At 44.8% G+C, this 13,406-nt stretch carries 11 protein-coding genes and 1 pseudogene; 6 read left to right on the top strand and 6 right to left on the bottom strand.

Translation table 11 applies throughout. The annotated features are described in order from the left end of the window. Positions 1-214: 214 nt before the first annotated feature. From QZW82_RS15705 to QZW82_RS15695, 3 genes and pseudogenes are all read right to left on the bottom strand, one after another. The gene (locus tag QZW82_RS15705) at positions 215-2,299 is read right to left on the bottom strand and encodes a CHASE domain-containing protein (protein ID WP_293149668.1); all 2,085 of its coding nucleotides are present in this window, start codon (positions 2,297-2,299) and stop codon (positions 215-217) included. Positions 2,300-2,396: 97 nt separating this feature from the next. Beyond that, positions 2,397-3,614, bottom strand: a pseudogene (locus tag QZW82_RS15700) (transposase). A gap of 459 nt (positions 3,615-4,073) precedes the next feature. After that, positions 4,074-5,984, bottom strand: a complete 1,911-nt coding sequence (locus tag QZW82_RS15695; protein WP_293149666.1) for an acetate--CoA ligase family protein — start codon at positions 5,982-5,984, stop codon at positions 4,074-4,076. Between the two features lie 611 nt (positions 5,985-6,595). Here QZW82_RS15695 and QZW82_RS15690 point away from each other — a divergent pair. Together QZW82_RS15690 and QZW82_RS15685 are read left to right on the top strand one after the other, a co-directional pair. Next, entirely contained in the window at positions 6,596-6,793 is a 198-nt protein-coding gene (locus QZW82_RS15690; RefSeq protein WP_293149664.1) for a hypothetical protein, read from the top strand. A gap of 1,045 nt (positions 6,794-7,838) precedes the next feature. Beyond that, positions 7,839-8,747 (top strand): cyanophycinase, encoded by a 909-nt coding sequence (locus tag QZW82_RS15685; RefSeq protein ID WP_363318788.1) that lies wholly within the window; start codon positions 7,839-7,841, stop codon positions 8,745-8,747. Here QZW82_RS15685 and QZW82_RS15680 read toward each other — a convergent pair whose 3' ends face one another. Then, positions 8,748-8,873, bottom strand: coding sequence for a hypothetical protein (locus QZW82_RS15680; protein WP_293149661.1), 126 nt, complete (start codon positions 8,871-8,873; stop codon positions 8,748-8,750). It lies immediately after the preceding gene. 255 nt (positions 8,874-9,128) lie between these two features. Next, entirely contained in the window at positions 9,129-9,377 is a 249-nt protein-coding gene (locus QZW82_RS15675) for a hypothetical protein (RefSeq protein ID WP_293149659.1), read from the bottom strand. An 854-nt stretch (positions 9,378-10,231) separates the two neighbouring features. On the opposite strand from QZW82_RS15675, the gene QZW82_RS15670 reads away from it, so the two are divergent. The 4 genes from QZW82_RS15670 (at position 10,232) to QZW82_RS15655 (ending at position 12,542) form a co-directional block, all read left to right on the top strand. Further along, positions 10,232-10,519, top strand: coding sequence for a glycogen-binding domain-containing protein (locus QZW82_RS15670; protein ID WP_293149657.1), 288 nt, complete (start codon positions 10,232-10,234; stop codon positions 10,517-10,519). Continuing rightward, positions 10,513-10,947, top strand: coding sequence for an alpha amylase C-terminal domain-containing protein (locus QZW82_RS15665; protein ID WP_293149655.1), 435 nt, complete (start codon positions 10,513-10,515; stop codon positions 10,945-10,947). Before QZW82_RS15670 ends, QZW82_RS15665 begins: the two co-directional genes overlap by 7 nt. Before the next feature lie 236 nt (positions 10,948-11,183). Continuing rightward, complete coding sequence (locus tag QZW82_RS15660) at positions 11,184-11,570, top strand: BON domain-containing protein (protein WP_293149653.1); 387 nt, start codon at positions 11,184-11,186, stop codon at positions 11,568-11,570. A gap of 555 nt (positions 11,571-12,125) precedes the next feature. After that, the gene (locus QZW82_RS15655) at positions 12,126-12,542 is read left to right on the top strand and encodes a DUF2294 domain-containing protein (RefSeq protein ID WP_293149651.1); all 417 of its coding nucleotides are present in this window, start codon (positions 12,126-12,128) and stop codon (positions 12,540-12,542) included. Here the strand turns inward: QZW82_RS15655 and QZW82_RS15650 are convergent. Then, the gene (locus tag QZW82_RS15650) at positions 12,511-12,966 is read right to left on the bottom strand and encodes a response regulator (protein WP_293149649.1); all 456 of its coding nucleotides are present in this window, start codon (positions 12,964-12,966) and stop codon (positions 12,511-12,513) included. The two genes, QZW82_RS15655 and QZW82_RS15650, sit on opposite strands and share 32 nt — an antisense overlap. Positions 12,967-13,406 lie beyond the last annotated feature (440 nt).

Genomic DNA, 13,406 nt, shown 5'->3' with positions numbered 1-13,406 from the left:
TCGCAAGACTCTTTGTTATTCTAAATGTGAGGAAATGCTCAAGCATTCTATTAAATTATTAATACATTACTTGAAGTTTGACGATATTCCCATTCCTGGAGCATTCATACCTTGATTCAGCAACGCCAAAATTGTAAGTTATTTAATTCTCATTCCTAAGAGGGCCCGCACTCTTGGCACCGCCATATAACTGTCAACTGTCAACTGTCAACTGTCAACTGACGCGTACCGCTGATGAAATATTAGCAACTGATTGCTCGGGCTGTTGCCGCACGGGTACCTCAATCCAGAATTCAGTTCCCTCTCCCGGAGCCGATACGCACCTGAGCGAACCTTGATGTTTTTCCACTATTTGATAGCTAATCGACAATCCCAATCCGGTACCTTTGCCTACAGGCTTGGTAGTAAAAAACGGCTCAAACAAACGTTGTTTTACCTTCTCCGTCATGCCCGCTCCATTGTCCGCGATCCGCACGCACGCACAATTATAACTTAAAAGTTCAGTGCGAATCACAATGGTAGGTAAAAAAGGCGACTCTGAGGAAAATTTTGCGATTAAATGTTTATTTTTTTCGCCGTCATACAAAACATCAATCGCATTGCTTAAAATATTCATGAATACCTGATTTAATTGTCCTGCCCAGCACTCCACCAAGGGCAATTTGCCGTATTCTTTGATAATTTTAATGCCGGGAAAATCACCGTTAGCTTTCAGCCTACCGTCCAAAATCATCAAGGTACTGTCAAGGCCTTCGTGAAGATCGACCGACTTCATTTCAGCTTCATCCAAACGCGAAAAATTTCGTAGAGAAAGCACAATCTGGCGGATGCGTTCGGCTCCTACATTCATCGATTTTAGGAGTTTAGGCAAGTCTTCACTAATGAATTCCAAATCGATCTCTTGTAGTTTTCCTTGTACTTCTGGCGTTGGGTTGGGATATTGCTGCTGGTATATTTTCACAAGTTCCAGCAAGTTTTGAGTATATTCGCCTGTATGGCTCAGGTTGCCAGAAATAAAGCAGACAGGATTGTTAATTTCGTGAGCCACTCCAGCCACCAACTGCCCCAAGCTGGACATTTTTTCAGTTTGGATTAGTTTTAATTGCGCTGACTGTAAATTTGTCAGTGCCGTTTCTAGTTCAGCGGTGCGCTCTTTTAGTTGAATTGTACGATCGCGCACTTGGTGTTCTACTTTGGCTGTACGTCCTAGAGACATCAACAGGTAAGCCGTCAAGCTGCCACTCATCAAAAGCCCGATCGCGCCAATTGCCAGCGAACCCTCATGGGCGCTCAGACTATCGTACCCCTTTCCCGGCAAAACTAGCAGCATCCACTGGCGGTCTGCTATGTTAAATGTGCGAGTGCAAGCACTCTTATTTTCACAGATAGGTTGCCGGAGATTAGTTAACTCTGGATGTTCTAGTTCTGCATTATCTATAAACTGCTTGGTTTGCGAGTCGTACCGCATCAGAAAGCGTTCTTTCCCTGTAGCTGAATTGTCATAGAGATAAAAATTTATGTGATCTAAATTCAGCGATTCTAAATAAAAATTGACCATATTGGTAATCTGAAACACACCTGAAATCACTCCCCTGAGGTTTTCGCGGCTGTTTGCCGAGTTATCTGGAGAACTTGCGCGGCCAGGTACTGGCAGAAATAGTTGCACTCCAGGTCGATCGTTCTTGATTAATTGAATCTTCCCCGAAGCAGCTATTTTCCCGGTATTCACCGACTTCTCTAAAGCTGCTTTGCGTTCGGGATTGGAAGCCAGATCGAAACCCAGTGATTTTGTATCTGCTTCCAGGGCTTCTCTGTACGTGACAGGAAAATATTCCGATCGCGCTTTTACTGGTACAGGCTTTTTGTCAGCATCTCGCTCGTAGATTTGAAATGCCCGAAAACCTTCGGCTCGAATTGTCTGTTCGTAAGCTGCTTTGTCCGCAGCCGGGACGCGCAAAACCCAGTTTACAGAAAAGACGGCAGCATTTCGGGACAGTGCCGGTTGAACGAATTCCCTCAAATCTTCTCTGCTAACTTCAGCAGATGCGCTGTAGAATGCTTGAATTGAGTACAGAAAATCTAAGTTTTTGTTGATGCTTTGCTGTAATGTCGCATTCAGGCGATCGGCTTGCTGATGAAATTCTGCTGCCATCCGCTGATTTTCCCAATTCCAGACAACGGCAGCCGCTATCAATGACAAGCCGGCACCCGTGCAAAGAGTCAACGCTGCTGGAATGTAGCGGCGATACGACTGTAAACTTTTCGTTACTAAATTAAACCAATTGCTCGCAACATTCATATTTCCAGAGTTTTTGGCACCGGAGTGCGATTCGTTTAAATAGTTCTGAATTTCCTTGTTGACACTCCCCAGCCTGAAGGCGTGGGGATTCTTTGATCTACGACATGACTTGCTGATGCAGGATTTCTCCAGCTTGCAGTAGAGGACTCATCTCCCAAAGCGTTGCTTGCATTTAATGCAAAGCTTCCCGTATGCCCTACGGTAGCCAATCCTCGACTTAGGATATTTCTAGCTGCATTGAAATCCCTATCTAAGCTACAACCACACTGACAAACGTGAGTTCTAGTAGATAGTGTTTTCTTGACAATTGTACCACAACTAGAGCATTCTTGGCTGGTATATTGCGGATTTACCGCAACTGTTACTTTCTCAAATACTTTGCCAAAATATTCAAGCCAGACACGAAACTGATACCAAGAAGCATCATTAATCGACTTAGCCAAACAGTGATTTTTTGCCATATTTTTAATTCTCAAATCTGCCTTCGGCACGGCGAAGCGCCTACGTAAGCTATCAAATCGTTAGATTGAACTACGCACCGTGCAAGTTTGATTGCATGATCTTTACGTTGCCTACTTATTTTGAGGTGGCGTTTTCCTAACACCTGTCTGGCTTTGCCTCTGTTCTTTGAACCTTTTAGTTTTCTTGATGTTCGACGTTGACAACGCTTAAGAACTTTTTCACCTTTTCGGAGGAACTTGGGGTTTTCAACCATTACCCCATTGGAATCGGTATAATATTCCTTCAACCCAACGTCTAAGCCGATGTTATTACCATTCGGTTCTACTATGTTTTCTTTTCGGTCAACATCAACACAAAACTGAACATATACGCCCGAAGCCCGTTTCACCAATCTCACCCGTTTAATTTGGTTAATTTGGTAGAAGTGTAAGTCCCGTGTTCCTTTGAGTTTGAGCTTGCCAATTCCTTTTTTGTCGATAAACTTAATCGACTTCCGATCTTGGGCCAGTTTCCATCCAGTTAATTTATACTCAACTGAGCGACAATCTTTCTGGAATTGCGGATATCCTTTTTTACCGGGAATCCCTTTTTTGCAGTTATCATAGAATCGGGAGATAGCATACCATGCTCTTTCAGCACTGGCTTGTCTTGCTTGAGAGTTAAGTTCGTCGGCAAACGGAAATTCACTCGCCAGTACCGCACAATATTTGTTTAAGTCGTACTTATCTATTTTTCTATTGTCCATCCAATAGCGCAAACAGCTATTGCGAACAAATTGAGCTGTACGAATTGCTTCATCTACTGCCGTGAACTGACTTGATTTCCCGTAGGCTTTAAACTCAAAAACTAGCATGGTTTGACCTCCCACGTTATCCTATATCTTTCAGTACAAGATTGGCTCGCAAGTGCAACAAAGATTTATAATTAAAGCCATCCTAGAAGGACTGGGTTTTCAACCCAGTTTCCTTGATAACACGATCGACAGCGCAGAAACAAGATTGTCTCAAAACTTAAGATCGCACAAATATGAATTTATCTTCATAAAGTCGGTTTCTGCGAAAATATTAGTTTGGTAACGACAAGATGATAATTACCTTACCTCAGTATAGTGCGCCGAATGCACCTTACACAAGTAGCAATTCGCACTTGATTGTTAAATTTGAGTGGGCGCTACACACCTTGCCTAAATAGCAACTCGCACTTAACCGTTGACACGAAGGTGCGCTTATTACTTTGTGCGAGTAACAAGTCGCACCTTTGTGTTGATTTAATTGTCTGCAACCCACACCTTACTCAAGTAGCAATTTGCACCTTACAAAACAGTCCCAATTTCCTTCAAATACACCCGAGTAAACGGTTCCCCATCCTCCAGACTGTACTGTTCGATCAAACCTTGGCGGCGGATAGAAATACTATTGCCTTCCCGCACCACCACAGTATCATCATCAGTGCTTTCCCTGAGCAAAATCATCTCTGTTTCCCCCGGATTGTCCAGCACCACCATATTACTGCCCTGATAAAACATTCCCTCAGCTTCCAAAACATTTTCGGGATATTCAGCAATCAACAAATCGAGTTTAGGATTTCGCAGCAAAGTTTGCACATTAAGATTGTAATTTTTATGCAAAACCTTTTCAGAACGGTTGACAAAAAGTCCAGAGCGACAAACAGCACCGATTGTCCAATCAGGATGTTGCAACAAAATGTGGTCGATTGTTTCTTGCAGTTCGTGTACCGAAATTCGGTTGAACGTAATAATCGGAATTCTGGCTGATTTTCCAGAATCAAAGAAAGTATCAATAATATGTGAAGGCACATCAACCCCTTCTCCGACAGCCGGGTTGAGGTGCATAAAAATTCCCGGCGCGGCATTGATTTCGATAATCCCAAAATTCCCAGTTTTCCAAGATTTGGCGAGAGTTTCTGTGACAACATCAATCCCCAAACAAGTTAACCGAAAATGCAGGGCGATATCTTGAGCTAAAACAATGTTATCCGGGTGAATGGTGCGAGTAGCATCGATGCTGACGCCACCTGCGGAAAGATTGGCTACTTTCCGCAGAGATACAGTGCGATCGCCCTCTACGACACTATCCAATGACAGCCCTTGTTCTTCTAGATACATTTCCATCGCTTCGTCGGACTGAATTTTGCTCATCGCCGAAGTTGGCGTGTCCAAGCGTTCTGGTTTGCGGTTTTCGCGGCGGATCAATTCCCGAATAGTTGAGTCGCCGTCTCCTCTTACCCAAGCGGGCCGGCGTTCAGTTGCAGAAACAAACTTGCCGTCAACGCACAGCAGCCTAAAATCCGCTCCTTTGATGCTGTTTTCCACAATAACTCGCACGGGCGAGGTTTCGGGAATTGCGTTAACTGCTCTTTTAAAAGCCGCCTGCAATTCCTCTGCATCTCCCACATCTGCGGTGACGCCAATTCCTTTATGACCGACTACTGGTTTAATAGCAACTGGGTAGCCAATTTCTCTCGCAACTCCCAAAGCTCCGTTTTCTGTGGAGACGATATCGCCTTTAGGAACTGGAAATCCTAAGGTAGCAAGAAAAGCTTTACAATCATCTTTGCGCGTGGTAAAATCTGAGTCTAAATGACTGTCGGAATCAAAAGTTGTGGCAGAGCCGCGCACCAGTTTTTTACCGTAACCGTATTGCATCAATCCTTCATCCCACAAATAAAATGTGGGAATGCCTTTTTGGGATGCCGATCGCATTAATGAATAAACTGTCGGGCCTCCGTAAACAGACTGGCGGAACATATTTTGCAGGGCGCCGATTTGTGCTGCTAACGGGAAATCTTGATTTTGATCGATCGCTTCAAACCAATCCCAAACAGCGTAAACTACGGCTCTGGCGCTGCGGGCGTGAATTGCTTCTATGCTGATTCTGCTAAACCCAGAAAATGGTTTGACGTTCCAGTGTTGGAAGTGCAAACCCATATCGAGTTTTGCTACTTCTGAGGCGGTGCGGCCGAACAGTTGAGCGTGGTTCGTGAAGCTTTCGTGCAACAGTTGCGGGTAGCGATCGCCAATAATTTCATGGTAATGTGCGATCGGCTGTGGTGCGATCGCATCCGTCACCGCCAAATCGAAAACTAAAGCCGCTGTTTCTAAATAAGGGTTTGGCCCGATGTAATGTTTGAAGTTGAAAATATCAAAAACATCGGTTTTTCGAGCATTAACCCGGGCTGTCTCGGTATTTTTTTCTTGCAGCATTTTTTAACCTCCTTTGAGCTAACTTATCACACTAGCTCTCTTGTCGGCGCATTCGATACTACCTGCGGGCATATATATTGTAGAGTCTCAGACAGATGAGGTATGTCCGCTAATCGGTAATCGGTAATCGCTCGCGCATATAGCCTTTCTCAAAAAGATGAGGTACGTCTGAGAGCTGGTATAACCGCTTAGACTAAGAGGGCTTAAGCCCAACAACATACCTCATCTTTCTGATAACCGCTATATAGGCTCGATCGGGTTTTTGGAGGTACAGACGCCACCGTTTACAAATCCTGACATTCGCAGAATCTGGCATACCTCATGGGGTGCGATCGCCACTATATTGCAGAGAGAGGGAGAGAATGGGAGAGGAAGAAAGAGAGGGAGAGGGGGAGAGAGAGGGAGAGGAAGATAGAGACGAAGAGGGGGAGAATTACCCAATTACCAATTCCCAATTACCAATTCCCCATTACGAATACTAATGACTAATGACTAAATGACTAATCACTAAATTATCAATCACTAATGAAAAAAAGCTATAACTTTTGAGAGGTACACAGCCAATTAAAATTGGCTATGACTGTGAAAAAGGATTTAAGAGGCAGAGAATTATGAAGATTGCACAAACTGCTCTCAGGGATCAAGTTCATCAATTAGCTGAGGAAGCATTTCACTTGAAGCTGATTTCTGGGTACGGTGACGGTCAACACAGCAATGAATATCAGATTGTCTGGAACGGCAAACCCCGACACCTGCCTTTGGAACGAGCGCGTACAGTATTGAGCAATTTGATCGAGCGATCGCACTAACTCGCGATCGAACTAATCTAAAAGCGCCGATCGACCCGGTTGATACGAAAAATAAAAGGTTTATGGGTCAAGTCTCCAGTCAGAAATCGGGTTGATGACCCGTCGCGCGTAAGTCCTGTAATGTAAACTCATTTTTTGACCCCTCCTCCATGGTGTGAGGAGGGGTTAGTTTTTTTATCAAAAATCGCCTTACCAGAAAGAATTGGTTGAAAGCCGGAACCCTTTGAGGGAAAAATTAAAATCAGACTATTCATTACTCCAATACTCAGACTTTTAGGTAGAGTTCGCTTTTCAACTGTCAACTGTCAACTGTCAACTGTCAACTGTCAACTGTCAACTGTTGAAAGCCCGGGATTCGAGTGAAATAACCGGAACGCTTGAGTTGCGTGCCTCCCAGACTTATCAAAATCAGAGGTTTGTTCTGTATCGATCTCTACCTTTTGGCAGTTTTAGGACACAAAAAAGTTATGTTTTAGCTCCTCGGCGGGAAGCCCCGCGCTCTATTGCGTTGCCATGAGCGTCGGGATGAGAGCCAAGGCAATGATGAATTGTGCCCTTGACCGATGCGAAACGCATTTGAGCAAGGGATTGGGCACGATGAAGAATTGCCAATCTCCTACAAACGAAGCGAGAAAAACTGTATCCGCTCAATAACTCGGGGTAGACTACTGCTTTTGGAACGATTTTGCGATGCTTGACGCTCATCATTGAGCGATTTACCCCGATTTATTGAGCGGATACGAAGCGAGAAAAACTGATATACTACTCGCGAGGTCGCTGACCTGCCTAGCCTCTCGAACAGACAGGATTAAGTAGCAGTCATATGCTTGCCACAGCAAGATTGTCGCTAGGGAAGCCGAACCGTCACTGGAAGCCATGAGCAAGCCATACGGCAAGGACAGAAAACAATTAAACTCCTTGGGGCGCAGGGAGTCTGCCCGGAGGCTGTGTATGCAGTCTGCCAGTAAGGGACACACAAGTGATCCAAACCTGTGGACGCTGTGTAAGACCAGTGTTCTCCTTGTGGGAGCAACGGCAACGGCGGATGAAACGGGAAGCCCGCTTCTGTATGCGAAGCATCAGAGTCGGGTACGTCACTGAAATACAATTCATTAAGAGTGCAGATCGTATGGCTGGCAGCGAAAATCAGGGAAAGTTGCTAATTATTGGCGGCGCCGAAGACAAAGACGGGGATTGCAAAATTCTGCGGGAATTCTTGCGGTGCGCTGGAGGCACTAAAGCCCGCATTGTAGTGATGACGGCTGCGACAAGCCTCCCGGGAGAAGTCGGAGATAATTACATCAGAGTGTTTGAACGGCTGGGCGCTGAAGATGTGCGAGTGGTTGATACCCAGAAAGCCGAAGATGCTGACAATCCAGATTATTTAGAAGCGATCGAACAAGCGACTGGCATATTCTTTACCGGCGGGGAGCAAGCGCGGATTATTAGCTGCTTGAAAGATACCAAACTCGACGCAGCTATGCACAAACGCTACTCCGAAGGGGCGATCGTTGGCGGCACCAGTGCAGGCGCGGCGATGATGCCAGACATGATGATTATTGAAGGAGACTCCGAGACAAATCCTCGCGTTGACGTGGTAGCAATGGGCCCGGGAATGGGTTTCCTGCCAGGAATTGTCATCGATCAGCATTTCGCCCAGCGAGGCCGTCTGGGACGCTTAGTTGCTGCACTCTTGTTGCAACCAGCAGTCTTGGGATTTGGGATTGACGAAAATACAGCTATTTTAGTCAGCGGTGACGTGGTTGAAGTCATTGGCGAAGGGGCTGTAACTGTCATCGACGAGTCGGAAAAACTCCACGACAATATGGATGGACTGTTGAAGGATGAGGCTTTGGCGCTTTGCGGGGCCAAGTTGCACATCCTCCCCCACGGATATCGATTTAATTTGAAAACTCGCCAGCCGATGCTCGATAGGGTAGCAACGGTAGCATAGTCAGACTCGGGCGATCGGGCAACTTGCTTGCAACTGTGCAAAAATCTCAAAATTATCTAGGGTGCGATCGATCGCACCTTGCTGTTTGAACGAAGTATCATATCGTGTCCGATCTATTAACCGCAATCAGACTCGTTTGTAGTGCGGACTTAAGTCCGCCTCCGGAAAGCGGACTTAAGTCCGCACTACAAACCTTTTTGTTCGCGCGTGCGGACTTAAGTCCGTAGATTTTTACGGACTTAAGTCCGCACTACAAACCTTTTTGCGATGGTAATCGACCGGACACGAACTCAGGGTAAAAACAACCTGATACTTCGTCCAAGACACTAATAAAAAGAAGAGGCAAAATCCTCTTCTTTTATTACTGCCGTTTCTGCTTTTTTAAGCACTTTTTTGTTCGTCAAAAAATGACTGCTGCCCATCTTCAGTAGATACTAAATTCCACCCTTGAGTTATCAGCTTCTGAAAAGTTGCCCATCCCTTAGAACCCCCTGGCTCCATGTAGTCCGAAACCGCGAACTGCGGAAAAGCAGTATAAGGCCGCCACGCTTGACGAGCTTCGGTACGCAGGTGCAATATCTTTTCTCCATTGCCTCCCAATCTGGGCAACCAACACATTTGTTTTAGCATTTTTAACACTCCAGAGTTTTTACAGTAACGGTAATTCGTCAACATCCCAAATTAAACTTTTAGAGCCATCTTAGCCGCTGCTCGGAAGATCTAACAGGTAACAGGGACGGATGAAATTTTCACCGATTACCAATTACTGAGGTAGCAGCAGTCGTTTAAGCTGATTTTGGTTCTGCAAAGTTTCCCAGTCTTTGACTAAAAAACAAGTGCTACCAAGGTATAAGCAAAAATAATCATTGCTCTTATCCGCTCAAACTCGACTTAAAGGCGATCGCCCGAGAATCCAGTTGAATAAAGTATTTATCTTTCTGGTTTCCCTTACTTGATAACTACAAGCTCATCCTCGCTCTTTCCGCCTAAAATGACATCTTTCTACGGTATTAGCTCTGTCAGCTAAAAAATGTTCCTTTAGTTACAAATATTAATCTTTGAAGGCGATTTATCTACTTATCAAAAGTTAAATTAATTTTCATAAACAGCGATCGATAAGTTTTAGTTACTTTAGCTACAATTTTGATTTCATTCAGGTTAGGGATGCTTTGCTGGTACTGCACTTGACTCAATTACGCCCCCGATCCCCCTAATCCGTTTCAAAACGGGGGTGGTTTTATTGTCACGAGAAATAAAGGTACGTTGTTGGGCTTCAGCCCTCTTGAGACGTATGGATAAAGAGGGCCCAAGCCCAACTACGTACCTAATTTTTATGATGATAATCAAACCACGCTCTAGGGTGCGCGCGGAACTCATGACAACATTCGAGTTACGATTTAACTCTTAAGAACGATGGCGACAGATTGGCAAAATTGTAAAAATGAATACTAATCACAGTTATAAGTTCTGCGTAAAAGGTATTCATGGCCGCTGCAATTCAATTCAAACTCTTCGCTCCCAACAACAAAGCAGCTACAGTGTTCGGCTCTTTTTCTAAATGGGAAGAAATTCCCTTAGAAAAAGATGATAGAGGTTATTTCCACACTAAAATTCAGCTCGCAGACGGTATTTATCAATACAAGTTCCGAGTGCAGTTGCAGAGTCCTTGTTTTGAAACCGACGAATGGGTAAAAGTTAATGACCCCTACGCTACTGAGATTGACAGCACTGCTCATATTTTAAACGCGCTAAATTGGCAGCAGTTTTGCTAGTCACAGCAGTAGGAATACCGATGCTGTGGATGGGCGAAGAGTTCGGACAATCCACTCGCCAAACCCCCAGCCAGCCGAATAACTTGCAATGGTCTTTGTTGAACAATCAGCAGAATCATGATTTGTTGGAATACTACAAACACCTGATTCGATTGTGGACAAATGTTCCGGCACTTTACACCCAAAACATTGAATTCATCCACCAAAATACCGAAGCTAAAGTGCTCGCTTACTATCGCTGGAGCGATGAGGGTTCGCGAATAGTAGTGGTGACCAATTTTTCGGACACTTATCTATCTACTTACTGTATTCCTAACTTTCCCGATACCGGAACTTGGCACGAGTGGATGTACAACAAAATTGTAGAAGTTGGGGAAGAAGACTTTAAGTTTGATTTCCCGGAATGGTCGGCTCATGTATTTCTTTGAGATGAGAAAAATTTATGTCCCCAGGCAGAGGTTTGATGAAGTTGTAGAAGATTAAATTGTATTTATGACTGGCACATACAACTCGCTCGACCGAGTTTTTGTACCGAGCCTGATGGCCGTAACAACTCGGTGTCTGCGTCCTGAATGGCGATCGCAATTCCTGGTATTGAGTATAAGAATTGTACGGCGCCGTGCCAAATGTCAATTAACAAAAACATTTTGAGAGGGTAACTTCTGTGGGCTGGCTAAAAAGACTGTTTGGTTTAGAAAAACTGGAAAATCAAGAAAATGTGGAAGCTCCTGCTTACCAAGCACCTGTAGCTCCATCTCAAGCTCAAGTTCAAACTCAACCTGCTGCTAGGGCGACTCAGACAATCCCGCCGGAACGCATGGGATTGAATGGAGAATACGATCAAAGCGGTTTAGCTAAACGGGTGGCTCAGGCTTTCGATGCAAATCCTGATGTGGCGGACATTGAGACTGTTTATGTTGCTCAACACGGTACTACGGTGGTTCTCAAAGGTACGGTTCCCAGTCAGGAAATTGTCACCAAGTTGGTGACAATTGCTAAAAGGGTTAAGGGTGCAACTGGGGTGGAAACCAATCAAGTTACTGTCGGCTAGGGGAGCATCTCAGTTTGGTATTTATAGTGCGAGCGTCCCCGCTCGCGAGTTGTAGAATACGCGAGCGGGGACGCTCGCACTATAATAAAAAAAATGCTTTTTGCAAAACTGAGATGCTCCCGTTGGCTAGGGCGACGGTTGTTGGGAACAGTTAACGGTTAACAAGTGAACTGTTAACTGTGATACCAATTTAATGTGAAGTTGCACATATTCCGATCCCCCTAAATCCCCCTTAAGAAGGGGGACTTTGAGAAGATTCCAGTCCCCCCCTTATTAAGGGGGGTTAGGCAGGGTGGTTTTATTGTCAGGATAGGAAATTTCTAACTACGAAAAGTATTGCTCGCCAAGGTACGTAGTTTCGATCTTTGCGCTGTTAGCTAATCTTATAAAGAGCGCTGAAGCGCAACTACATACCTAATTTTCTGACGACAATAAAACCGCCCTGCTTATTAAGGGGGGTTAGGGGGGATCAGATTCTATGCAGTCTCATAAAAATTGGTATGAACTGTTAACTATTAAGTATTTTTTTGAGCGATCTTGCTGTACGTAAAAAATATGACCGGGGAAAATTTAGTACCTACTCGCGGAAAGTTAGAACGCAGTCTGGCCCAGGGTATTCAAGCTTTGTATCGCTCTCTGCTGGGACAGCAAACGAGTCAGGCGCTCTGCAATCTTTTGGATAACAAATTAATCATTGTAATCGAAAATGCGATTACTCAACCAGAAAAACTGCTGGCTCAGAACGGTCAGGAAGATTTGGCTTCCCAGGTGCGATCGCAATTAGAGTCAGTTCTGGAAGTGGCACTGAAAGACTTAATCAAAGAGGTTTTGGGTGTGGCCGTGACTGATTTGCTCAGCGATGCGACTTTGGAGACGGGCCGCGCCGGAACGATCGCAATTTTGGAGTCTGCACCTCAAGTTCGCGATTCGAGTTCTAAGTCTAAAACTCCACGAGAATCGGCTGATGGTTGAGATGGTGGCGGATAATTTGTTCTAAATCCTTGATGTTGAAAGGTTTAGAAAGATATGCAACGCAGCCTGCTTCGAGAATCCGATCGCGGTCTTCTGTTTTTGCTAGTGCTGTGACGGCCACGATCGGAATATGTCTGAGATCCGGGTTTTCTCTGATCCGCTTTACTAATTCTATACCGTCTATATCGGGCAGACAAATATCGAGTACGATTAAGTCGGGAGAGCGCGAGACTGCTGTCGAAAGAGCACTGTAGCCGTCCATGGCTCCTACGCACTCGCAGCCGAATAAATCGAGTATTTGCGTCAGCAGCTCTAAGTTATCGTGATTGTCGTCTACAGCCAATACGAGAGGACGCTTGTCAACCGCCAGGTGACCCATATTTAAAGAAGATTCCAAATGCTGATTCCACGTAGGGTAGTTCATAAATCCAGATCGAAAAACGATCGTAAAAGTTTTACCCGAGGCATTCTTCAAGTGGCGCTCCGGCACTTGAAACAGATTGGCTCGTATTTGTAGCTCTCAGATGGCCAGTCTTCAGTCTAGCCAGATTGTACAATATCGCTGCGAGTTCTGGCAAAGACTGCACCAGTCGAGCGCTCCCACAGTATCTCCATAATTTTACCGATCCCCGGGCAAATTGCCAACTTACGCCCTAAGGTTGCGTCAGCTTTGACAACAAGAGGCGATTACTAGGAAAAAGCTTGCTAATAAACTATCCTAGCTTAATTTTTGCTTTGAAGAGTGGCCGCAGTTTTTGAGAATTCTCTCAACATTACACTACTGATATCCTCCGTGTATATACCTAAAGAAAGATTAGATGAGGCACATAAATTTAACAACTTCCACCTGCTGAGATACTTATT

It is taken from the genome of Microcoleus sp. bin48.metabat.b7b8b9.023 (genome assembly GCF_013299185.1).
Classification (GTDB): domain Bacteria; phylum Cyanobacteriota; class Cyanobacteriia; order Cyanobacteriales; family Microcoleaceae; genus Microcoleus.
The sequence above is the reverse complement of the archived record's forward strand: the minus strand, read 5'-3'. Positions and strand labels throughout refer to the sequence as shown.

Excerpts from the sequence above, each read along its gene's own strand:
- QZW82_RS15705 (WP_293149668.1), bottom strand. The coding sequence starts at position 2,299 with ATGAATGTTGCGAGCAATTGGTTTAATTTAGTAACGAAAAGTTTACAG.
- QZW82_RS15695 (WP_293149666.1), bottom strand. The coding sequence starts at position 5,984 with ATGCTGCAAGAAAAAAATACCGAGACAGCCCGGGTTAATGCTCGAAAA.
- QZW82_RS15690 (WP_293149664.1), top strand. The coding sequence starts at position 6,596 with ATGAAGATTGCACAAACTGCTCTCAGGGATCAAGTTCATCAATTAGCT.
- QZW82_RS15685 (WP_363318788.1), top strand. The coding sequence starts at position 7,839 with ATGAAACGGGAAGCCCGCTTCTGTATGCGAAGCATCAGAGTCGGGTAC.
- QZW82_RS15675 (WP_293149659.1), bottom strand. The coding sequence starts at position 9,377 with ATGCTAAAACAAATGTGTTGGTTGCCCAGATTGGGAGGCAATGGAGAA.
- QZW82_RS15670 (WP_293149657.1), top strand. The coding sequence starts at position 10,232 with ATGGCCGCTGCAATTCAATTCAAACTCTTCGCTCCCAACAACAAAGCA.
- QZW82_RS15655 (WP_293149651.1), top strand. The coding sequence starts at position 12,126 with ATGACCGGGGAAAATTTAGTACCTACTCGCGGAAAGTTAGAACGCAGT.
- QZW82_RS15650 (WP_293149649.1), bottom strand. The coding sequence starts at position 12,966 with ATGAACTACCCTACGTGGAATCAGCATTTGGAATCTTCTTTAAATATG.